18 protein-coding genes and 1 pseudogene are annotated in these 21,670 nt (G+C 56.5%); 13 read left to right on the plus strand and 6 right to left on the minus strand.

Annotation, left to right across the window (positions count from 1 at the left end):
• The first annotated feature begins 27 nt into the window (after positions 1-27).
• The 3 genes from ACQY1K_RS04080 to ACQY1K_RS04090 all read left to right on the plus strand — a co-directional run bounded on the left by ACQY1K_RS04080 (position 28) and on the right by ACQY1K_RS04090 (position 3,315).
• A complete protein-coding gene (locus ACQY1K_RS04080; protein ID WP_430258373.1) occupies positions 28-660 on the plus strand; it encodes a hypothetical protein in 633 nt (210 codons plus the stop codon).
• Entirely contained in the window at positions 644-2,239 is a 1,596-nt protein-coding gene (locus ACQY1K_RS04085; RefSeq protein ID WP_430258374.1) for an FAD-dependent oxidoreductase, read from the plus strand. The genes ACQY1K_RS04080 and ACQY1K_RS04085 overlap by 17 nt, the downstream gene beginning before the upstream one ends.
• A gap of 464 nt (positions 2,240-2,703) precedes the next feature.
• Positions 2,704-3,315, plus strand: a complete 612-nt coding sequence (locus ACQY1K_RS04090; RefSeq protein ID WP_162759497.1) for a helix-turn-helix domain-containing protein — start codon at positions 2,704-2,706, stop codon at positions 3,313-3,315.
• A gap of 264 nt (positions 3,316-3,579) precedes the next feature.
• On the opposite strand, the gene ACQY1K_RS04095 is transcribed toward ACQY1K_RS04090, so the two are convergent.
• Entirely contained in the window at positions 3,580-4,275 is a 696-nt protein-coding gene (locus tag ACQY1K_RS04095) for a DUF6656 family protein (protein ID WP_113489988.1), read from the minus strand.
• A gap of 124 nt (positions 4,276-4,399) precedes the next feature.
• Here ACQY1K_RS04095 and ACQY1K_RS04100 point away from each other — a divergent pair.
• Positions 4,400-4,982, plus strand: a pseudogene (locus tag ACQY1K_RS04100) (IS3 family transposase); the annotation flags it as partial.
• 101 nt (positions 4,983-5,083) lie between these two features.
• Here ACQY1K_RS04100 and ACQY1K_RS04105 read toward each other — a convergent pair.
• Positions 5,084-5,380 carry a hypothetical protein gene (locus ACQY1K_RS04105; RefSeq protein ID WP_062453577.1) on the minus strand — a complete coding sequence of 99 codons (297 nt, stop codon included), beginning with the start codon at positions 5,378-5,380 and terminating at the stop codon, positions 5,084-5,086.
• 122 nt (positions 5,381-5,502) lie between these two features.
• On the opposite strand from ACQY1K_RS04105, the gene ACQY1K_RS04110 reads away from it, so the two are divergent.
• A complete protein-coding gene (locus tag ACQY1K_RS04110; RefSeq protein ID WP_062453576.1) occupies positions 5,503-6,669 on the plus strand; it encodes a hypothetical protein in 1,167 nt (388 codons plus the stop codon).
• A 439-nt stretch (positions 6,670-7,108) separates the two neighbouring features.
• Positions 7,109-8,164: a polysaccharide pyruvyl transferase family protein gene (locus ACQY1K_RS04115; RefSeq protein WP_246453998.1), complete on the plus strand. Its 1,056-nt coding sequence runs from the start codon at positions 7,109-7,111 to the stop codon at positions 8,162-8,164.
• Between the two features lie 49 nt (positions 8,165-8,213).
• Here ACQY1K_RS04115 and ACQY1K_RS04120 read toward each other — a convergent pair whose 3' ends face one another.
• From ACQY1K_RS04120 to ACQY1K_RS04135, 4 genes are all read right to left on the minus strand, one after another.
• Positions 8,214-8,912, minus strand: a complete 699-nt coding sequence (locus tag ACQY1K_RS04120; RefSeq protein WP_156466389.1) for a hypothetical protein — start codon at positions 8,910-8,912, stop codon at positions 8,214-8,216.
• Between the two features lie 47 nt (positions 8,913-8,959).
• Entirely contained in the window at positions 8,960-10,279 is a 1,320-nt protein-coding gene (locus ACQY1K_RS04125) for a glycosyltransferase family 4 protein (protein ID WP_244476065.1), read from the minus strand.
• A 138-nt stretch (positions 10,280-10,417) separates the two neighbouring features.
• Positions 10,418-11,137, minus strand: coding sequence for a hypothetical protein (locus ACQY1K_RS04130; RefSeq protein WP_062453573.1), 720 nt, complete (start codon positions 11,135-11,137; stop codon positions 10,418-10,420).
• Positions 11,138-12,322, minus strand: a complete 1,185-nt coding sequence (locus ACQY1K_RS04135; RefSeq protein ID WP_325261551.1) for a glycosyltransferase family 1 protein — start codon at positions 12,320-12,322, stop codon at positions 11,138-11,140.
• 170 nt (positions 12,323-12,492) lie between these two features.
• On the opposite strand from ACQY1K_RS04135, the gene ACQY1K_RS04140 reads away from it, so the two are divergent.
• From ACQY1K_RS04140 to ACQY1K_RS04170, 7 genes are all read left to right on the plus strand, one after another.
• Positions 12,493-13,563, plus strand: a complete 1,071-nt coding sequence (locus ACQY1K_RS04140; RefSeq protein WP_325261549.1) for a polysaccharide pyruvyl transferase family protein — start codon at positions 12,493-12,495, stop codon at positions 13,561-13,563.
• An 11-nt stretch (positions 13,564-13,574) separates the two neighbouring features.
• Positions 13,575-14,615: a polysaccharide pyruvyl transferase family protein gene (locus tag ACQY1K_RS04145; protein ID WP_430258375.1), complete on the plus strand. Its 1,041-nt coding sequence runs from the start codon at positions 13,575-13,577 to the stop codon at positions 14,613-14,615.
• A 171-nt stretch (positions 14,616-14,786) separates the two neighbouring features.
• Positions 14,787-15,923 carry a polysaccharide biosynthesis/export family protein gene (locus ACQY1K_RS04150; protein WP_062453569.1) on the plus strand — a complete coding sequence of 379 codons (1,137 nt, stop codon included), beginning with the start codon at positions 14,787-14,789 and terminating at the stop codon, positions 15,921-15,923.
• A gap of 156 nt (positions 15,924-16,079) precedes the next feature.
• A complete protein-coding gene (locus ACQY1K_RS04155) occupies positions 16,080-17,360 on the plus strand; it encodes a hypothetical protein (protein ID WP_430258376.1) in 1,281 nt (426 codons plus the stop codon).
• A gap of 250 nt (positions 17,361-17,610) precedes the next feature.
• Entirely contained in the window at positions 17,611-18,156 is a 546-nt protein-coding gene (locus ACQY1K_RS04160) for an ABC transporter permease (protein WP_430258377.1), read from the plus strand.
• A gap of 145 nt (positions 18,157-18,301) precedes the next feature.
• Positions 18,302-20,035: a hypothetical protein gene (locus ACQY1K_RS04165; RefSeq protein ID WP_430258378.1), complete on the plus strand. Its 1,734-nt coding sequence runs from the start codon at positions 18,302-18,304 to the stop codon at positions 20,033-20,035.
• 287 nt (positions 20,036-20,322) lie between these two features.
• Complete coding sequence (locus tag ACQY1K_RS04170) at positions 20,323-21,651, plus strand: capsular polysaccharide biosynthesis protein (protein WP_430258379.1); 1,329 nt, start codon at positions 20,323-20,325, stop codon at positions 21,649-21,651.
• Positions 21,652-21,670 lie beyond the last annotated feature (19 nt).

Consider the following 21,670-nt stretch of genomic DNA (forward strand, 5'->3'; position numbering starts at 1 on the left):
AAGTCTTGTACTATCAACAGTTGAATTTTGCTCGACTATTCGTGTATAGACTGGGTGCAGAATCAAGCCGATTATTTCCCGGCAAAACACGATGCAGGCAGGGGTATGCGAACTGGATTGCCGTTCGTCGTGACGCTGGTCAGTCTTTTTCACGCCACCCTTGCCGCGGCGAACGAAGCCGCATCCCCCAGCGATATCTGGACAATGCGCCCTTCGCACATTCTTGACGGCCACCGTTGGGTCGAAGGCGGCAGAACATTCGAGCTTTACGGCGTTGGCCCCTGCGAGCAGGGCGGGGCGATGAACGGTGACGTCGTGCGGACGGAAGAGTGCCGCGTGCTTGCCACCGCGCGGCTTGCCGCATTGTTTTCGACTGCTGGCGTCACATGCCGGGCAGTCGATAAGGCTATCGATGTCGGTGTCGTGCCAGTCATCTGCGTCGTTGAATTGGGCGACGATAAATTCGATCTCGGGATGGCGTTGATTGCCGGCGGCTACGGCTTTGCTGCACTCGGAGAAAACGGCCGGCCGGTGGTGAAGAATTATCTGGTAGCCGAGTTGAGCGCCAAGGTCGATCGGCAGGGTATATGGGCAAGGCACGGGCTGGATGACGGCCAAGTGCGACACGGGGACGGGAACAGGCATGAAAGCGGAAACTAAGCTCACCTTATCGATACTCGTCCTCCTCGGCAGCTTGATGCCGCGGGAGACGCTCGCTGTCGAATGCGCGACCGCCGATATCGTCGTCTATGGCGGTACGCCAGCCGGCATAGCGGCAGCGATCCAGGCAGGGCGAATGAAGAAATCCGTCATTCTGCTGGAGCCGACGCAGCATGTTGGCGGCATGATGTCGAGCGGCCTGAATAAGACGGATGCCTCTCCGCGGCAGGGCGCGAGGATTGTCTATGGCGGCATCGCTCAAGAGTTTTTTGCCCGATCTGCTAAACACTACAATCAGACAGGGCCGGAAAGCACCTACTTCGAATCGAAATGGGCTGAAGCGACGTTCAAGGCGCTTCTGGCAAGTGCCAAGGTCAACGTCGTTTATGGCCAGCGCATCCTCAGCACTGTCAAGACGACCTTCATCAAGCGAATTACCATGACGTCCGGCCGCAATTTCTGCGGAAGCGTGTTTATCGACGCCAGTTATGAAGGCGACCTGATGTTTAAGGCGCGCGTCAGCACAGTGCTCGGGCGCGAAAGTCGCACGCAATATGCGGAGAAGGATGCCGGCGCCCAATTGCTTGAAAAACCGGAACTCGGTGACGGCACCGCAATTACGATCGACCCCTACGTGGTTCCAGGCAATCCTTCCAGCGGCCTGATTCCGGGTGTGATCACCGAAAAGCAGAAACCGGTCGGATCGGCCGATACCAATCTGATGGCCTACAACTATCGCATCTGCGTAACCGACAACCCAGCTAAGCAGGTGCCATTCTCGCGCCCTCCTGATTACGATGTTATGCAGTATGAGGGCGTTGCACGTTTTACCAACGAGTTGTTGACGTCGGGTCGGGGCCTATCGCCCCGCTACTTCATCGGCAACGGTAATACCGTGCTGGACAAATATGACGTCAACTCGAACCCCTGGTTCTCGACCGATGTCTTTCACCTCGGGGCAGCTTACGTGAATGGAACGGAAGCCCAGCGCGAACAGATCAGGAAGAAGATACGTTCCTATACCATGGGGTATTTCTATTTCGGCCGCACTGATCCGCGCCTGCCGCAGGCTGTCCGTGACGAAACTGCAAAGTTCGGATACTGCGCCGACGAGTTCGTCGATAACGGCAATTTTCCCTATCAGGTTTACGTCCGTCAGGCACGCCGGCTGGTGGGTCAATTCGTGCTGACGGAGAACAACATCCTCAACAAAACGAAATTCGCGGACTCGATCGGTTTGGGATACTATTCCATGGACCAGCACGGCATGCTGCGCACCGTGCTCAATGGTGTCGTAGTCGACGACACGCGGCAGAGCGTTTCATCTGGCGGCCCCTATGAAATTCCTTACCGGGCCATGTTGCCGAAGGCGACCCAAGTAAAGAACCTGCTCGTTCCAGTCGCATTGTCGACTAGCCATGTTGCCTACACTTCCGTGCGCGTCGAGCCGACCTACATGGTGCTCGGGCAGGCTGCGGGCGCGGCAGCAGCCCTTGCAGTCAAGGGCGATGTCGGCAAAGTCGATACCAAGATACTGCGAAGCAAGCTCACGGCCGCCAATGCGGTGGTAAGCTGGTAGAACTGAAAATTACTTGGCGCGCCGCGGCAACTGGGGCGTGCCGGAGACTAGCGAGGCGACACACACGACGCTTGTCAGTGAACTGCTTTACAGAAGATCTTTTAACGTTCGTTCTTCGGACGAAAGATGCATCGGTTCGGAGAGGCCCTGCGGCCTCCCGACCCGAGAGCTCAAGGTTGAGCGAAAGGCGTGCCCGGAATCCGGGCTCCCGTGCTACGCACGTTTCGTGCAAACCCTCCAACAAGTGACCGAGAAGCGCCTGGCCGCATATGGTCCTCAGATCCTGTGGTCTCCCGTGTTTTCCATAACTGACGACGTAGTTTATTTTAGACGAATGTAATTCTTTTGAAACCCTTGAGAGTTGCATATGCGAACAGGAAGAAATTGGTTCTTGTGTCGCATTAATGAGTTCATTCAATACAATCTCTCAAAGCCTTATCGATGTTTGGCTGCGGTCGAGCGAGATGGCAGACCCGGAAAGCGTGTATTCTAGCTTCGTCTCCAGCCTCTCCATCAAGATGGCGCTGTCCGTTGTCGCAACGGGAGACGAAGACCCGTATGACTGGCGGTTTCGGCGGGTGAGGGACTTCGGGTTCAAGAGCCATTTGCTTGGTCAATTGAGGCTGCAATTTCCCGATGCCAACCTTCGGGATCTCGATCGAGGCTTCGTCGATGAGGCCATCATCCCAACCTATTCCCGCTGTCTGCAGGTCGGGCGCCCGACGCTTGAGCTTGTCAGAACGAAGGTTCTCGGGGTCAGGATCGGCTACGAGCGACTGCTGCTTCCTCAAAAGTGCGAGGGAAGGCCGAACTGGTGTATCAGTCTGGTCGAAGGGCGGTTCTTTATCCCGCCGTCGAAAGAAGCAAAGACCGACATGACGGATGACAACATCATCCAGCTGCTGATCGAGGGGCAGACGACCAAGGAAATCGCCGAAGACCTTCACCTCTCGCCAAGGACGATCGAGCATCGCATCGACAAGCTGAAGGGTCGGTTCGAAGCCAAGAACCTCGTGCACTTGGTGGCAAAGCTCGTCGCCACGCAGATTGGTCATAGGGAAAGAGAGAACCCCTAGAGCGTTTCCTGGCAAGATTGAAGCATTCTGCTGCCTCGAACAATTGCAGATGGTTGCCCGGTCGGCGCCCGTCGTAGACACATTCGACGGTCAAGTCGGCCGGGCGCTCAGGCCTCCCGATCCAGCCAACCCGATGGGCCGGGCAGCCTTTCGCCAGGATCAAAGCCGATCGGCTTTGACGTACCCACAGATATGCCCTTCGCCTTGCCTGTCCGAAATCCTGCGCCGGCAGGATGATTTACTCTCGCCGGGAAACGCTCTCGGTTACCGGTTTACAACCCGATTGATGGCAGCTCTTTCCCGGAGAGCCTCAAGCGACAATCCGGTACTTGTCGATGCGACATTGTAGAGGGCAGTGGAGATATTCTTGGTCTGGAAGGCCAGACCATTTTCGCCGAGCCGGTGATTGAAGCCTAGAAAATTGCCATTGCGGTCGAGGAGTACGTGGAGGCCGAAGAACATCTGGTCGAAGTCCTGGCTTCGCGGCTTGTAAAGATCTGTGCCGCCTGCGGACGTGTTGATCTCGCCGTCGAAATTCGCGATGAACATCTGCGTGACGGCGATGGCGTTGGGGCCGTGCTCGGTTACGACTTCCCCGAACTTGCAGGCTCCAAGATGCGGGACAGACTGCAGAATCGACGCACGAATTGCCTTGCGCATCCGGTGCCCTGTCGGAAGCGAAGAGGCGAAGAGGTGATTGGCATCGTCGCCGAGGATCGACAGGTTCTCCTTCGTGACAGCGATGACTTCTGAAAGAACCATGTCTGCGGCGAGCCGTCGAAACTTTTTGGCTGAGGTTGCCATCGGTTCCGGCTCGCCCGCTTCGCCATGAAACCAGCGTGTGTATTTCGCTGATGGGAGCGCAGCATCGCTAGAACTTGAGGCGGACAACGCCGTGCGCGAGATTTTCTTTACGTCGTCACCGAAACGGTCCCCGTACTGGAGCTTGGCTACACTCATGATGCCCTCTCTTCTTGCGTTGATGAAGAAGATATGAGTGCAGCCTTAAGAGGTTGCTCCCAGACGCTCCGTAGTTTCCCCCTCAATTGACGCAGGTCAACTTTCGCTCGGGGGCGCTTGCCGGATTAAGGCCGAGAACGGTTACTCGAGTCGTCCCGGCAAATACGGGGGTCGCCCTTCAGTCGTGGTCGACAATAGGCTCGGCCGGCGGTTCGACGTCGAGGCTGCGGACAAAGCCTGGTCACGGACATCACCTATGTCCAGACCTGCGAGGGCTTAGCCGACCTTGCTGTCGTCATCGATCTCAATTCCCGCCGGGTGATTGGCTGGGCAATGCAAAGCCGTCAGTCCGCTGATTTCGTGCTGCAAGCCTTGCTGTTAGCGGTTTCGCGAGCAAGCCAAAGGATTAGGTTCTGGTCTATTCGGATTAAGGGTCGCAGTTCACCAGCATGGACTGGGCCTCGTTCTTGAAGCGCCACAATCTGGTTCACAATGAGCCGTCGTGGAAACTGCCACGACACCGCGGTCGCCGAAAGCTCCTCAACCTTCTAGCGCGTGAACGCATACGCCGCAGGATCTATCTCTCGCGTGACGAAGCCCGTCAGGACGTGTTCGACTACATTTGAATGTTCTACAACCCCAAACGCAAGCACGTCAGGAACGGGATGCTTTCGCTCGTCGAGTCCGAGAAGCAGAAGACAACCTAAACCGAGGGTGTCTACGAAACTCGTGGCTATACAGTTTCGGTTATCACCCTCTTGTAGACTGCCGGGTTTCCTTGAAGTGAAACCGTGCTTGCAAATCAATTCTACTGCCTTGGGCCACTATCCAGATCGGCGTGCAGATTGATCCGGCGCCGGTGGTCAACCGACTTCATGGTCCGATAATGTTCCAGTGCAATACCCTTCATCCCCAGGGGTCTGAGTATTGACCGCCATTTCGCTTTTAGGGCGTTAGCACGCAGTTTAACCTCGGCGCGCCTACGATACTCGGCACGCTGACGTTCCTGTTCCTGCACCTTCCGATGAAAGCCGATCCCGGCAACCGTAAACAGGACGACTGCACCGATGACAACCAGAACGGAAAGTGTGGAGAGGGAAACCATCCAAAACTCGTGGAACGAGACTGCTTTTCTTTCGGAAGAATAGCAGACGCGTTACCGCATTGTCGCCTTAGTTATTGAGAATGCTGACAGTGCCGCAATCGCGCCGGAGCTCAGAAAGATTGATGATGTATACTCGCTCGCATGGCGCCTTGCGTCGGTCCTGCTTTTCCCGTTCCAACGTTTTGGGCGGAGTTGCCGCAGCACTCGTCTCATTGTCGCCACAGGCGCTTCAGGCGGCCGAAGGCTCAGGGCCCATCTCGGACTTCATGACAATGGACGTGTGCACGCAGTCGGATGGCTCCGTTGCGATGGGTAAGATCCCTGGCTCGCCGGACTGCAGCAGTCGGCGCAACATCAAGCCTGGTGAACAGCCTACCTATATCCTGCAGAACTTCTCTGGACCAAGATCCAAGTGCGCCGGCGGCGCCGTCACCAAGGTAAACATACCCGTCACCATCGGGGCAAATACGCGCATCACGAGCTCTACTTTCAAGGCAGGGTGCGCTGGCCCCCAATCGGTTGACGATGTCGAAGGGGCCGAAGACAATGGACTTTCCATCCAGTGGTACGACAAAGGGTATGGTTTCCTGATGGGAAGCTATAGCCCCGTTGCCTTGTCGACATTTGAATCGGACCAGTGCGCCGATAGCGGCGGTACGTCGCGCCGCTTTTTCCGAGGATGGGTGATCGCACCGGCAACTGTTCCGGCGAGAGGCGAAAGCGGATATGGCGTGTTTCCAAGCAAGCTTCACAACGGTCAGCCTTCCGAACTGCCGGTAGCCTGCGCAACGCGCTACAATCGCGGCCTCACCACCTGGGCTGTTGATGATTTCACCTACAAGTCAGACCGTCGTCTGTTGTCGATTGTCTCAAGCCACTACTCGCGTAGCGGCGAGGATGGCAAGGGACCCGGGAAGGCAATGCAAGTCGAGCAGACTTACTGGACAAGGGAATTTGGTCTCTCTCGCTGGGAAAAGTGGGCTCGTGAGGACTGGGTTCATCCGCGGTCTCAGAAGTCCGCTGCGGACCTGGCACAAAGGCTTGTCTCGGCAGGTCGATGCAGCAGGCCAGAATTGGCGGCTGTTAGATATAACGCCAACTTACAGGTGTCGGGTGTTTCTTCTGAACCGAACGTCTACAGCCGTCTAGTGACCGACCCGAGCTCTGGCGAAAGCCATGTGTGGTACATGACGCTATGCGAGGACTACACCAATGCATCGCCGGCTGCCCCAAAGATGGACTATATCAAATCGATCAACGGACTTGCCAATGACATCTACTGGCGTTGAGCAGCGTAACGTGCCGGCCTGATCACGGAGTCGATACCGGCCGCGATGTTGCATAGCCGACTGCGGCAACACATATGCTCGACATGAGTATCGCGATGATCTTTATATCTACAATCGGCGCAGTCGTTCTTTTGACGATCGCAGGTATCTTGCTCGCCATCAGGACGCTTGCGGTCGCGCATCGGCAGCAGGCAAAAGAGGACGCCGCTCTTGCAAGGTCAATGGACAAATGGATAACAACGATCGGGGAGCGCGAAGAGCGACGGCGGCTGAGGCAGACGGAGCGCCGCGCTGCTAGGCTTTCCAAGCCACGTCACAGTATTGTAAGGGCAACGCCTGTCCAGGCTGACCGGCATAGAGCATAGGCCGTTGGCGATGGTTCTGGCTGGTAACAACGATTGCACCCAAGGGCATGCAATCTCCTAATTAGTAGGTATCTATGAAGACAAATGCGCTTGCCCAGTTTGCCCGTACGAGCGGCTATGTGCCGCTTGCGTGGGCCGGTTCCACAATGGCAATGGACTACCTCAACATCGGTGACGCGCTGAGCCCCGTCATGGTCGCTCTCATGTCCGGTCAAGATGTACAGCGCCTTCCAACGAAAACCCAAGCGCTTCGGATGGGTTGCGTCGGGACCATCGGCCACGGCTTTTCGGGCGGTGAGGTGTTTTTCTGGGGCACGGGATCTTCGAGATGGACAAATCCTTCTGCGCCCGCGGCGGAGCGCCTCGAGTTTGAGATCACGCCCGATTCCAGCTTTACGGTGACTGCCACGCGCGGCCCCGTGTCCGAAAATATTTTGACTGGCCGCGGAGAGGGAACCGTCGGGGTCTACGGCGATCCTGTATGGCTGCTACCACGTTTCTACAATCCGACAGTCGAGAAGAAGTGGAAGCTTGGGGTGATCGTTCACCTTTCGGAGCTCTCCGATCGCGATCCGGAGGCGCATTTGCGGGCTGAGCTTCTCCGTTATAAGATCCCCCTAGAAATGCGGGACGACATCCGCATCATCAACACCGTGAGCGCGATCGACATCCAGGGCATACGCGGCAAGATCGACGAGATCCTAGCATGTGAGCGCATTGTCTCCACAAGCCTTCATGGAATGGTGTTTGCGGAAAGCTACGGCATACCCTGCCTCCATTTCCCGTCGACCGGCGCAGAGAGCGGCCTGGGTGTGCGAGATCTGCACTCGGACGAGGTCCTCGACCTTCGCATTGTCGATCTTTACCGCGGTCTGGGTCTTTCCAGTCTGCCGGTTTATACGCAGCCGCATGGCGAGCAGACAGACTGGCATGACTTGACGAAGTCCATTGACGAGGCATGGCAACCGAGGCGCCTCGATGAACAGGCGCTCATCGACGCCTTCCCGGTTGACTATGACCCGATCATACCCGCGGCCGGAACGACCATTTGGGAACATCCGGTCTTAAACAACCTGATTTTCCAGCATGACGTCAAGGAGATCAACCGAGCCGCGAAAAAGCGCGCGTGATCGCACCGCGTAACGCACCCACTGCTACGGCGGCGGGTGCCTTGCAACATCAGGCGTCTTTCTTTGCCGTCTCGATGAGGGTGAGGATAAACGCACTCAGCAAAGCCAGGGCAGGGGTAGGAGCCGACTCAGGCTTCGGTTCGTCACCAGCCCAAGTGCCGACCTTCGCGACCGAAGGGTCACTGAGGTTTTCGCCGTTGCTACCCAATGTCCACCAGCCATTCGGGAGCACTCTCTGAATGATCATGGACATCAGGTCTAGCGACCGAGACGGCGAGCCCGGCGGCAGGATATCTTCGGTCGAGGGGTTCGTGTCGAAGATCTTGGCATAGTAGATGCGCTTGGCAAGATCGTCGATGGCCTCGCTTGCTTCCTCAGCCGCCTTCACCTTTCCGCGAATGCTTCGTAATTCGCCAATAGTGATCGGCTTGGTCGCGTTCGCTTTTTCGATCTCCTGAGCCAGCAATTCGGGTGAACCGTATCCGCCGGGTACCATTTTAGCTAAAGGTAGTTCCGCGGGCAGCTGTCCGTTACGAATGACGTTGGCGATGCCCTTCACGGCATCTCGAAAAATCTCTCGTCTAATCTCCGCAATGTCGCGCGGACCTGCTTCAATAGCCGCGCAAAGTTCCAGCAGAAGTGCAGAGGACGGCGCATCGGGAGCCTGCGCTGCGAGATCGCGAGCCTGTCCGAGCAGGTCGTCGTTGCGGGGCGGCTCAGCATTTGAGGCAATTTCGCTGATGTCCAATCCCCTTTTCCTTAGGCCTATAGCCTCGGTTATTTTGAATATGCGGCTCATTTTAGCTTCTTGTAAAGCTCAGTTAGTCGTTCTGAGTAGCGCTCTGGCGAAAACAGCTTGGCGCGTTCTCGCCCCGCTGCCTCGTAATGCGCAACCATGTCGTCATCGTTCTGCATGTCACGGATCGCCCGTGCGATCGCCCCGACGTCATATGGGTCGACGAGATAGGCGCTGTCGCCCGATACTTCCGGGTTCGATCCTTCCGTCCCTGTAATCACGCCTGTGCCAAGCTGCATCGCCTCGAGGATAGGCAGGCCGAAACCCTCGTAAAGCGAAGGAAACACGACGGTGCGCGCGCACCTTATGATCGAGGCGAGCATGTTGAGCGGCAGATATTCTAGACGGATAATCTGCTGGGCTCGTGAAACAGCGCTGATCGACGGATCGACGGTTTTTTTACCGCCGCTTTGTCCGGAAACGCCGAGGAGCCGCAGATCGTTGGCATCCTTCCACGTCAACTGCCCTACCACGACCAGCGGATATCTTGACTGACTCGCGAGATAGGCTTCGATAATCCTGCCAACATTCTTCTTCGGTTCAATTGCGCCAAAGAACAGGAAATATTTCTTGGGTTCGAGACCAAAAATCGCTTCGACTTCTGTCGCCACTTCGTCGAATGGCCGTTCCAGAATTGCACTCGGCAAGCTGACCGATTGATAGGTGTTCGTAACCTTCTCCTCGGGTACGCCAAGAAGATCGACAATATCGCGCTTGGACGCTTCGGATACCGTCACGATATGATCGGCGTCACGGGCGATATCGCGCGCAACGCGGAAATATTCCTTCTTGTTGTCGAGTGTTGTGTAGGGAAGGCGCAGCGGGACCAGATCGTGGATAGTGTAGATGTTCTGGGCGTGCTTCAGGCGGATGGGAAGCGGGTAAGTCCAGTGGGCAATTTCAGCGGGACGCTCATACGAGGTCTCCATGAACTTGCCGTAGACCTTGAAATGCCAACGAGCGACGGTGAAGAGGTGCTGGTAGTTGAAGATGCGGTCGTACGGGGGCAATATCCTCGTCGGGTGCCTCGCAATGACCTTGCCGGTGATGGGTACTTCGCGAGCCTTCAATCCCATCGGTGATCGAAGGAGCGTTTTTGCCACGTCCATGGTCTTCGGCGATTTCGTCACCGGATCGAAGAAGTTTACTTCGTTAAGCAGAGGGTTCGTACCGGTTGACGTCCGCAGGCCGTAGAGCAGATCAATCTTGTGTCCGAGCTTCGACAGTTCCAGGCTAAGATTGCGCGAATACGTGGCAACACCCGTGCCTCTTTCCAGAGCAAGGTTGTAGCCGTCAATCATAATGCGTCTGTTGGTCATGATATCTCTTGCTGGACTTTCGCTGTTTTGCACGTATCGGAGACGTTTGTAGCCCGAGTTGTTGTCGTCGACCTTAATTGCGGGATCGAGCCAAAATTTGCAACCGCTGAGCCCGGCGCATCACTGATCTCCTCAAGGCTACCCTGGATTGACCAACTGGATTTCACCTCCAGTGGCGTCTTCGCTAGTCCCGTCTCCATCGCGCAACGTCGCTTCACCGAGTAGAGCGATCGCTTCATCGGCAGTATCTGTCTGCTGGATACTCATTCTGTCTATGACGTAAAACTCGTTGCAATATTTGCGAATGACCGTCGGAGAGGAGGTGTAGATGATGAAGCCGGACGTCTCCATTCTTTCTCTGACAAGGCTCGTGCACTGATCGCGAAACGGTCCGCGCCCACCAATCAGCGAGTCGTCCACCACATAGGTGTCGAAGGGGATGGCGTAACTGGAGGCAAAGATGAACTTGGTACGCTCGTCCCTGCTGTAGAGCTTGAACGACTTGTCAATCGTCTTACCAAGATCGGCGAAATCGACAACGAACTGGATGATCGGGCGCGGGTCGAACCCGAAGACCCGGCAGAGGAACGCAAGGTTTTCGCGGCCCGTGAGAAGATTGTTGAACACACCGCCACCACCGACGGGAAAGGAAACCAACGAACTGCGTTTGACGCGCCCGAAATCTGGCCGCAGTTTACCGGTGGTGAGATCGGTCGCCGTGGTTTTGCCGGCGCCGCTGGGCGACAGGATGCCGGTGATCCTGTCGGGGCTGAACGTCACATCGGCAGCTTCGAAAACTTTCGTTTTCTTGTTTTTCTGCTTCAATGTTTTGTAGACGTTTTCAAAAACGACTGACATCTATCCGACCTGTCTCGTTATGTCGTGGGCAGGAGGGAGCGACCGCGAAATGATTTCGCGCTTCCAACCTGGACCATCGAGCGGATCAAGAAACACCGTACCTGTCGGAGCGATCTCGCGGAAAACGGGAATATCGGAAACGATGCAGGGCAGATCAAGGGCTGCAGCTTCCAGAAGTGGGATGCCAAGACCTTCGACAAAGGACGGAAACAGCAGCGCAGTCGATGCTTTCATCACGGCTTGCACTTCTCCATCCGAAAGGTCGCCGAATTCGGTGACGCTACCTTTGATCGCCACGCACCTGTCCAGCATATCCAAGACGTTCTCGTTCTCCCAGCCTCTTTTACCGATGATGCAGAGATGCGGCGCGTCTTCTTGCTGCTCCAGCATCTGCCGCCATAGGTTCAGAAGCAAAAGATGGTTTTTTCGCGGTTCAATCGTACCGATGACGGTAAAAAATGAACGTTGGCGAGAGATAAAGGTCTCGATTTCGGTGCGGATCGGAAGCCGCGCAGCGGTGGTTGGGACCAGCGCCGGTTTAAGGACGATAAACCTCTCGACCGTCCACCCCTTTGTCCCGGCCAGTTGGCGAAAGCGCGTATCGGTGTCGTGCGAGTTCGATGCTATGGTCACCGGCGCATCCATTAACTCGCCCAGATAATTTTCGAAAGCCGGGCGAGTTTCCGGACGCTGATACTCCGGCATCTCCAAAGGGATGATGTCATGAATGTAGATGACCCTCTTCATCGCCTTCCGGGGATCGAGTCGACCGATCCCCCCCTTAATTTTTCCAAGTCCCGAATGCGATGCAACGACATAGGTCGTGTCGGAGGTGACAACCGTTCTCCGGTCACGTCTCGTGACCGACCCATATGCAATCTCGGCTGTGTACGACTGGGTACTTCGAGCGCGTTCGTTAGGGCTTTGCTTACCGTTCCACCGCGCATCGAGGGCGCGAAGCAAGGAGATGCCAGTCTCGTGGCGCAAGATAGTTACACCAGCTGCTCCGGCATAGAGAAAATAACATGACGTTTTAAACCGAGCTGCAAGATCAAGCGCGATCTCCAGATCGATGCGATCGACTCCGGTTGCAAACGCCCTGTTCCGGCTGCGCAACAACCGTGAGAGATCGAACAGTACCTGGCTGGTTTCGATCGGAACTGGTGGCATCTGCAGCTTGAACATCTGGCTCTTCTGATACTCTTGTCAGATTGGTGCCGCAATGTTTATGCACGTCACGGCAGCGGGGCGATTGAAAAACGGTGGCGTTTTGCTTTAAGGCCTAGTGATAAGACCGATTGCGCCACTCTGGCGCAAGACCTAGACGTATATTTCCAACACGAGAATGGGACGAGATGTCAAACAGTTTGAAGGAGGTTGTGGCCTCGACCGGCACCATTCCTCTGTCTTGGGTGGGGCAATCGGCCAAACAGTCTTATTTCAATCTCGGTGACGCCCTGTCGCCGGTCATCGTATCGTTTATATCGGGGCTGCCTGTAAAACACGTCGCTGCAAAATCCCGTGAGACGCGCCTGGCAGCCGTCGGAACGATAGGTCACATGTTCAGGGGAGGCGATGTCTCCTTCTGGGGTACTGGTACATCTCCCCATCTTAACCCACACGACGCACCGAAGGAAAAGGTTCCCTATTCTCGCCCGCAGGATACGACCATAACGACCTATGCGACGCGGGGACCCTTCACGCGCGAGGTCTTCGGACTCGATCAGGCCGGCCCGGCTATCTACGGAGATCCGCTGTGGCTGCTGCCGCGCTTTCACGCGGCGCCGAAGGAAAAGCGCTTTGAACTGGGTGTCATCCTGCACCTTTCAGAACTCGCTGACCGCAACTACGTCGCTACGCCGAAGAGCGAGTATCTTCGCTATCGGTTGTCCGGGGCGGACGAGACATCCGTCAAGCTGATCAATACCGTAACCGCTCCCACCACAGCCGCGCTTCGCGAGCGCCTCGACGATATTCTGTCCTGCAAGCGGATTGTCTCGACCAGCTTGCACGGCATGGTTTTCGCCGAATCTTACGGTATTCCCTGTCTGTATTTCTCCCCGCGGGCGTCCCGTGCTGGGCTTGGAAAAATCGATTTTTCTGAGCCGGATGTGATCGATCTGCGTTTCAACGATCTCTACAGGGGGCTCGGTCAAACGGCTTTGGATGTCTGGTATCAGCCCCGTTCCAAGCCTACGGACTGGGGTGAGTTGATCCGCGCGATCGACAGCGTCTGGTTCCCGAAGACGCTTGATGAAGATGCACTCATTGAAGCGTTTCCGCTTCAGGTCGCGCCTCTGAGTAAAGGGCCGACAGGAAGTGCGTTCGATCATCCCTCATTGAGCCGGATGATCCCGCCAAAGCCGGAGCCATCGACGAACGTCGGTTCCTCGCTTTTTAAACGCGTCATTTCCCACTTTCGGTAAGCGAGAGCTCCATGCCACTCAGTGCCGCAAAGCGGTTTCTCAGCCGTGAAAAAAATCCCGCCAGCGGAGCTGTGACACGGCCAAGGCTCGGCCGTCCGCGCTCGCTCAGGTTCACCTGGGTCTGGACAACGGACACGCATTACGACGCAAATCTCGGCGATGCCTTGAGTGCAGTCGTCGTTGCAGCCATGTCTCGGCTGCCAATTCTCAGAGCACCTTTCAGTGCCAAGAAGGAGCGCCTGGCTGCTGTCGGTACGATCGGACATGCCCTGCATTTCGGCAAGGTGCATCTCTGGGGTACCGGATTTGACATGCAGCGCGATCGCACGGGCGGCCTTGTCGGTTACCAGATTCCAGATGACACCGAACTTGTCGTCCACGCGGTGCGCGGCCGCAGAACCGCCGCAGCGCTCCGCGCAAAGGGTATTGTCGTACCAGAAGCCTACGGTGATCCTGTCTGGTTCCTGCCCAAAATCTTTCCGGATCCAAACGTGAAGAAATGGGATCTCGGCGTAATCGTCCACATATCCGAACTTGAATCACCAAATGCCAACGCGCTGGTAAAAGCGGCGATTGCGCGGTACCAAATTCCGCCGCACCTGGCGGAGCGCGTGCATATCATCAACACGTACACACCAGCGACTATTGACGGGCTCCGATCGAAGACGGAGGAAATTCTTGCCTGTCGGCGGATCCTGTCGACAAGTTTGCATGGTATCGTGATTGCCGAGACCTACGGTATACCGTGTGCTTGGTTTGCGACCTATGGCGGCGAGTCCGGATCGCTCGCGATCGATGGCAGCCAGCCGATCGATCACCGGATGAAGGACTTTTACAGCGGCGCCGGCCGCGAGACCGTTTTAAGCTATCTCCAGCCGCTCGATGACCACACGGATTGGGAGAATGTGATTCGCTTTCTGGACGAAAATTGGGAACCGCTTAGCTATGATTCCACTGCTCTTTTTGATGCTTTTCCGTTGAGGAAGCACGTGGATCTCAGTGAAGCCGAGTGGGAGATACCCCCCGCGATCCTGTCCCAGATTCCACTTTAGAAGAAATTGTTAAGCCAATCCTTTTACAAGGAAATACCTCTGCAAATCTGTTTCATATCCGGATTCGCAGTTGAACAAGATTGCTCGGTAGTTTACTGATGCTGGCGCTCCTCAGAGGAGTGTTGCAGCCATTGCGAAGAGTAAAAGTGAATGCAGTCCCATAGACGACTTTTGGCCGCATCGGCGGTAGCCCTTTGCTCATTTGCAACGTCATGTTCCGTTATTCCGAGCTCCGGCCCGAGTGCTGGTCAGATCGAATCGGGTTCAAGTTCTGTCGAAGCACCCTACGTTCTGATCAATGTCACGCAGCGAGTTGCCGATCTTCTTTCCGTTTCTGATGAGAAGCCGTTGTCAGTTGCCTTTGGTAACTCCGGCCGCGCGAGTACATCCCTTATCGGCGTCGGCGACGTCGTCACCGTCGCGATTTGGGAAGCGTCTGAGAACGGCCTGTTCTCCGCAGGCGCGGGACGGCAGGGTGGTGCACAGATTCCTGAGCAGCCTGTTTCTGAAAGCGGTATGATTGTCGTTCCCTATGCCGGTACGATCCGCGCCGCTGGACGCAGCCCTCAGCAAGTCAAGGCCGATATCGAGAAGGCTCTTTCCGGCATGGCAGTCGAGCCACAAGTGCTCGTCAACGTCGCAAAGAACAATGCGAACGCTGTGACTGTGACAGGCGAAGTTGCCTCCAGCGGGCGAATTCCGTTGACCGCGGGCGGCGGACGTCTTCTGGACGTCATCGCCGCTGCGGGCGGACCTCGCATGGAATCGCATCAGCTGGCTGTCCAGATCTCGCGCGGTATGCGGACAGAGACGATGCCGATGGAGAAATTGATCTCCAGCCCGCGCGAGAACATCTATGTGCAGGCTAACGACGTCATCGCTTTGATCCGTCAGCCGCGCAGTTTCACGGTGTTCGGCGCCGCGACAGCCAACGCATCCGTGCCGTTCGACCAGTCGCAGCTCTTCCTCAATCAGGCTCTCGCGAAGGTAGGTGGTCTCAACGATGAACGCGCCAACGCAAAGGGCATCTTCATCTATCGTCGAGAACCTCTCGCGGAGGTTCGTCGCTTCAATCCGTCGGCGCGCGCCATGCATTCGGATGGAACAGTCAACGTCATCTACCAGATCGATTTGAAGGACCCGAGCGGCTTCTTCGTCCTCAAGAGCTTCAAGGTCAATAACGGCGATCTGGTTTATATTGCCAACTCATCGCTTGCGGAGCTTCGTAAGTTCTCTACCCTAGTCAGCACGACTGTTTCCCCTGTCACGCAGGGCGCGGGTGTCGCCTCCACTGTTAACGGATTGTAAGCCGAGCGCTCTTAAGCCTTCGAAAAGCCGATATCGCTGTTTAACACGCGCTCACGATCCCGTTTCTGGTCGAGACGTGGAGCGCCGGGTTGTTTGGTGACTGACATTTCGTTATGTTACTTTTCATAGCAAACATATTTGACAAAGGGCGATCGGATGAAGTCAGACGGCTCACTGCTCAGGCGGCTGGATGAGGTGCGTCCTGGAGGGACAGGCCTTGCCCGCCGGCAGCCGTCTTCAGCCAACCTTCCGGCAAGAACCCCCGATCTGAAGCCCACTTTAGTTCCGCCCAGCCAGAAGAGCGTAGTTACCTACAAGGTTCGCGGAGCGCCCTCCGAGGGCGGACTCAAGACCTGGGGTAAATGGATTTTCTTCCTGATCGCCGTGATTATCCCCACGATCATCGCCGGTGTCTATTACGCGTTCTTTGCGGCGCCACAGTATGTTTCGGAATTTCGCTTTTCCGTGCGGCCAAACCTCGGCGCGGGGGCGGGCTCGTCGTCAGCGGACTCTTTGCTAATCATGTCGAACAGCTATATCGTGTCTGACTACGTGGGCAGCCGCGATGCGGTCGTCGCGCTCGAGGAAGCTGTCGGACTTCGACAGATATATTCCAGCGGTGCCGTTGATTACATGAGCCGACTCGATTCTTCGGCTTCGCTGGAAACGCTCGTCAAATATTGGAACTCGTCGATCCATACGAATTACGATATCACGACGGGTATCAACGTCGTGGAAGTCGCGGCGTTCACACCAGCCGACGCCCAGAAGATCGCCAACGCGCTTAAGGTCCTTTGCGAGAGCCTGGTCAATCAGATTTCTGACGAAGCCCGCAAGAGCCAGATGGACTTTGCGCATACGGAAATGGCCCGTGCCGAATCGCGCCTGAAGGATGTTCGTCGCGAAGAGACAGAGTTGCGCACGACCCAAAAGTCGATCGATGCGCGCAAGGAGGCCGACGGTCGGCTTCAGTTGAACTTGAAGCTGCGCAGCGAACTCGCCGGCCTGCAGGCGCAGTATGACAGTTTGACGCAATATATGGACCCGAAGTCGCCACGTCTGTCTGTGATGAGGAACCAGATCAACGCGACCAAGGAGCAGGTCGCACAGCTTCAGGACCAGGTTGGCAGCAACATGCAGGGTGGAAGTGCCGGCAGCGAAATGATCAACGCACAGGTGCTGACACGCTACGACCAAATCCAAACGGATGTCGAGATCGCAACAAAACTCTATCAGTCGGCTCTTACGAACTACGAATCGGCTAGAGCACAAGCGAGCCACAACCAGATCTATCTTGCGACCTACGTGCAGCCGGGGTTGCCTGAGGTTGCATCCTATCCGAAGGTATTCTTCGATACCTTTCTGGTCTTCCTTTCCGCCTGTGGTATCTGGGTCGTGTTGACGCTAGTCTACTACAGTATCAGGGATCACGTTTAATCTGGTGTTCTACACGGTTGCGCTGGGCCTGCAGCGTCAGGTGCGGGTCGTCACGGCCCTCACCATCCGCGAGTTCGGCTGCGCAACAGCAAGCACGCATTCTCAAAGCTATTCGATCTTTTAGACGTGCTCTTCTTTATCCTCGCTCACTGGGTGATCTTCACCTTCTTGCATCGAGGTCTATAGATCGGCGACAGTCTGCTCGTGTTTCATCACGACGGGTATCCTCCCGGTCCTGTTTTTCAGAACCATGAGCATTCGTGCGGCATCGGCTATTGCTGCGGCGAAATCCGTAACAACGATTCCGCATGTTGAGGCAACCGACTATTCGATCGCGAGAACGTTCGTTGAGTTCCTGTCGTTCTCGATCTTGTTCATCCTCTTCTTCGCCATGATCTCAGCGTTTGGTCTGTCGAAGTTCGCCATTCCGTGTAATCCCCGTGCGATCAAAGAATTTGGCATCATAATCGTGCTCTGTTCGTTCGGTATTGGTCTCATCAACTCTTTCTTTATCGCTCTATTCCCGATTTGGAAATTTGCCTGGGGCATGATCGCGCGCATTCAGATCTTCTTCAGCGCGGTATACTTTATTCCGGAATATATGGTCCCGCAGGTGAAGGAGATCCCCGCCTACAACCCGATCATGCTTTTTGTGGCTTTGTTTAGGTTGGGCTTTTACCCCACGTATCCGACCCACCTGCTGTCGGTCCCCTACATCATCGGTTGGACCTGCGCGGTTCTGCTCTTGGGGCTGGCTCTCGAGCGTGCGCTTCGGGATATGCGTATCCATCATTAAGGCGTACGGTTTTTCCGGAACCGCTTGACTAGCGATGCAAGAATACCACGGCAGGCTTGGTTGTATTCCGTTACCGAGCAATCCGAGATTGCCTGCGCTTGCACTTTGGACTATGTATTCATAGTTGCATTGGGGAGCATGGGACGTGGGGATCGTCTTATTTGACAACGGCCACACCGTTATCGAAGCTGGACAGTATCAAGCTCCACGCTTGGGCGTTGTCGTCACCTTTTCGTCTTTCGGCGAAAACGATCCCAGCCGCGATGGGTTCGGACAAAAGTTCCTCGAAAAGCAAGGCTATGCCGTCGTCTCTGTGAAGAAGCGGCATGACAACTGGTATCGAGACCTCTCTTTTGCAGATTTTACCGAAGCCCTAGAATCGGTTCTAGGGGGCTTTAATCGGCGGTTCACGTATGGCACCAGCATGGGTGGGTATGCGGCTCTCTATTATGCCAGCTGCATCGGCGCGACGGCCATTGCGATCTCGCCGCGCAACTCGATCGACCCGAGATTTCTTATCACCAGCTATTCCCACTTTGTCACCAGTTGGCCAACACAGCACAGGCCACTAAAGGATATTTCCGACCCGATACTCAGGCCATATGTTGTCTACGACCCTCTCGTCGCAGCGGACAAAGCCTATATCGAACGAGAGGTTCGTCCGGCGTTCCCCGTTGCGCATTTTGTTGAGTTCCCCTTTTCCGGCCATCCTTCAGCTCAGGCGATGCTCGAGATCGGCAAACTGAAGCCGTTTGCCCAGGCTGCGCTAGCGGGGGATTGTCCCGGCCCGCGTATCGTTTCTGCCGGTTCCAAGCGGCGCTCCGCCGTCATAGTCAACGAGATGTCCAAGTGGGCGGTTGATCGCAACCGATTTGCGCAGGCTGCGCGTCTGTCGCAAGTAGCCGTCGGAATTGGCGGTAGCCGCCCAGACTTTCTGTACCAGCAGGTTGCTGTCATGATTGCGAGCGGGGCTCTCAGCGAGGCTAAAAAGGCAACCAAGGATGCAATTGTCGCTGGAGGCGGAACGGTATCGCTCTACCATCGGCTCGCTTCCCTTTGCAGCAGACTGGATGAACAGGACGCAGCTCTGGACGCCATCAATGCAGGCCTCGAACTGTCACCCCGCAATGTTGGTCTGCTCCGTACCCGGAGGAACCTCCTGGAGAAACGTGGCAGTCTGGATGCGGCATTCGTCGACGCGTTGACGGTGTTGGAAATTTTGCCCGCAAGCGTGTCCGACCGAATGCAATTGGCCGGAATGCTGATCGCAAAGGGAGCCCACGCCGAGGCACTGCAGCATCTGGATGCCAATCCTGAGGCGTCTCTCGACCTTTCCACCGTTCGCCGCCGACGCGTTTGCCTTGAAGCTGTGGGCCGAATGCTGGATGCGGAGAACGCCGCCCTTGTCGCCATATCCCTGGCACCGAACAGTGTCTCAGACATGGTTCAGCTGGCGAACATCTATTTTAAGACGGCAGAGACTGACAAGGCCTTGCTTTGGCTCGACCAAGCGATCGCGATCTCGCCGGATAATGTCTCTCTATTTCGTCGCAAGCGCAATTATCTCGAAGCGGCAGGACGAATCTCCGAGGCTATCGATGCGGGTGTCCGCGTCCAGAAACTGCTGCCCGCAAGTACGACAGACCAGCTGCGTTTGAGGAGACTGCAGCTTCGCCGCTACCAAGAGCAAGGCAAGCAGGGCCGGGATGCAGTCATTGCCCGTATGCGGGCGCAGTCGGCCATTGTCAGCAGGGCGCTTGTCGATACCGAACAGTTTGCTCTGTTTCCGACGTTGTTAAGTTCGGCGATGAACGTTCTCGCCGGAGAAGAAGTCGGTGCCTGGACCGCTACAGGGGTCTTGCTCGGCTTCGGTTCATGAAGCGAGGGGAACCGATCATCCTCCAAACTGCCGTCGCGCGCTCCCACGCAGATAAGCGGGATGTTGAGATTGATTGCTCGTGCCACAGCCGCTGCGTCCATGTGGTCAGTGCTGTCGCTTGACACTCCAGTCGCCAGCGCTTTTATCACAGAACCTGCCCCGCTTTTGACCGCGCTGCGGAAGCGGTCTCAGGTCTCCCTAGCAATCACGTGACGGACGCCCGCCATTGCCGTAAAACCTCCGATGTCGCCGATACAAACAGGCTTGAACAAGGAAGACAGTCGAGGATGATTGCCGCTGGAGTGCCGGGTCTTGACGGACGACACGTGTTTGCGGTGCATATCCGCCGCTGGAAGCGAGGGATGCTGGAGGCCTATTTTCCGCATTCGAGCTTTCAGTATCTGCCGCTTTACCTGAGCGATCTCACGTTTGTTCGAGACTGGCAGGACTTAATCCTCGCAACACCCGGCGCGACCCTGCTGGTCTGGAGCCGGAATGTCTCGGATGCCATCCTGGAATTCGCGCATTCCAACCATATCCCGCTCGTATTTCTCGAAGACGGGTTTATCCGCTCGCTGGTCGGCAATGCCAGCAAGAGCCTGCCGTTCTCGCTCACACTTGATAGCCGCACGCCCTATTTCGATAGCCGCCAGCCCTCCGATCTCGAAGATATCCTGAGCAGCTATGATTTCGATGCCGATCCTGATCTGATGGAGCGGGCAAGGGCCGGCATCGATCTTCTGCTCCGGTCCGGCCTCAGCAAATACAATGCCGCTGCCCGACAAGGCGCAGGAGCAGATCTCCTGGCGGCAGAGGCTGTACCGGCCGATGCTGTGGTGCAGGCGCGGCCTCGCATACTTGTTATCGGCCAGGTGGAGGACGACGCGTCGATCCGCTTCGGTTGCGATCGACCGTTTACCAACAACGACCTCGTGCGGCTGGCAGCCACGGAAAACCCGGATGCCGAAATCCTTTACAAGCCGCATCCCGATGTTCTGAACGGTGTCCGGGCGCAGCGGTCCGATCCGTCCGACGTCACCGATCTCGCAACAATTGTCACCGCGCCGGTGTCGCTCCCGGAGCTTCTCGCGCGCGCCGATCATGTCTACTCCATCACGTCGCTCGCAGGTTTCGAAGCGCTGCTGCGGGGCCTTCCCGTGACGCTGGCCGGATGTCCGTTCTATGCCGGGTGGGGCCTGACCGACGATCGGCAGCCGAACCCGCGGCGGGGCCGCAGGCTTACTATCGAACAGCTGTTCGCCGCGGCCTATCTTCTCTATCCGCGCTATTTCAATCCGGTCGATGGGACCCAGATCGATTTCGAAACCTGTCTGGCGCTGGCGCTCCAGTGGCGCGAAAAGGGCATGCCGGAAACTCAAATCAGGGAAGTACCGATGCCGGCGCGGCCGGGCTTCGAGATGCGGGGCGCCTATGGCCTGTTCGGCTGGCGGCATCTGCTGACCGTGCCGATTGCTTGGCTGATCAAACTGGCGGGGTCAGAGCAGGATGCGCGCGATTTCCGCCGGAACCCGATCCTGTTCTTCCGCGAGCTATCCAAACCGTGGCTGAGACGCCTCGGACGGATCCTTTATCCCCTCGACGGGGAGAGCCATTGAGCGGGCATCGCCGAGTGAC

The sequence above is a fragment of the Neorhizobium sp. IRS_2294 genome (genome assembly GCF_050500145.1).
Taxonomy (GTDB): Bacteria; Pseudomonadota; Alphaproteobacteria; order Rhizobiales; family Rhizobiaceae; genus Neorhizobium; species Neorhizobium soli.

Bases quoted from the DNA above. Each gene is read 5' to 3' on its own strand.
- ACQY1K_RS04085 (WP_430258374.1), top strand. From the start codon at position 644: ATGAAAGCGGAAACTAAGCTCACCTTATCGATACTCGTCCTCCTCGGC.
- ACQY1K_RS04090 (WP_162759497.1), top strand. From the start codon at position 2,704: ATGGCAGACCCGGAAAGCGTGTATTCTAGCTTCGTCTCCAGCCTCTCC.
- ACQY1K_RS04095 (WP_113489988.1), bottom strand. From the start codon at position 4,275: ATGAGTGTAGCCAAGCTCCAGTACGGGGACCGTTTCGGTGACGACGTA.
- ACQY1K_RS04105 (WP_062453577.1), bottom strand. From the start codon at position 5,380: ATGGTTTCCCTCTCCACACTTTCCGTTCTGGTTGTCATCGGTGCAGTC.
- ACQY1K_RS04110 (WP_062453576.1), top strand. From the start codon at position 5,503: ATGATGTATACTCGCTCGCATGGCGCCTTGCGTCGGTCCTGCTTTTCC.
- ACQY1K_RS04115 (WP_246453998.1), top strand. From the start codon at position 7,109: ATGAAGACAAATGCGCTTGCCCAGTTTGCCCGTACGAGCGGCTATGTG.
- ACQY1K_RS04125 (WP_244476065.1), bottom strand. From the start codon at position 10,279: ATGACCAACAGACGCATTATGATTGACGGCTACAACCTTGCTCTGGAA.
- ACQY1K_RS04130 (WP_062453573.1), bottom strand. From the start codon at position 11,137: ATGTCAGTCGTTTTTGAAAACGTCTACAAAACATTGAAGCAGAAAAAC.
- ACQY1K_RS04135 (WP_325261551.1), bottom strand. From the start codon at position 12,322: ATGTTCAAGCTGCAGATGCCACCAGTTCCGATCGAAACCAGCCAGGTA.
- ACQY1K_RS04140 (WP_325261549.1), top strand. From the start codon at position 12,493: ATGTCAAACAGTTTGAAGGAGGTTGTGGCCTCGACCGGCACCATTCCT.
- ACQY1K_RS04145 (WP_430258375.1), top strand. From the start codon at position 13,575: ATGCCACTCAGTGCCGCAAAGCGGTTTCTCAGCCGTGAAAAAAATCCC.
- ACQY1K_RS04155 (WP_430258376.1), top strand. From the start codon at position 16,080: ATGAAGTCAGACGGCTCACTGCTCAGGCGGCTGGATGAGGTGCGTCCT.
- ACQY1K_RS04160 (WP_430258377.1), top strand. From the start codon at position 17,611: ATGAGCATTCGTGCGGCATCGGCTATTGCTGCGGCGAAATCCGTAACA.
- ACQY1K_RS04170 (WP_430258379.1), top strand. From the start codon at position 20,323: ATGATTGCCGCTGGAGTGCCGGGTCTTGACGGACGACACGTGTTTGCG.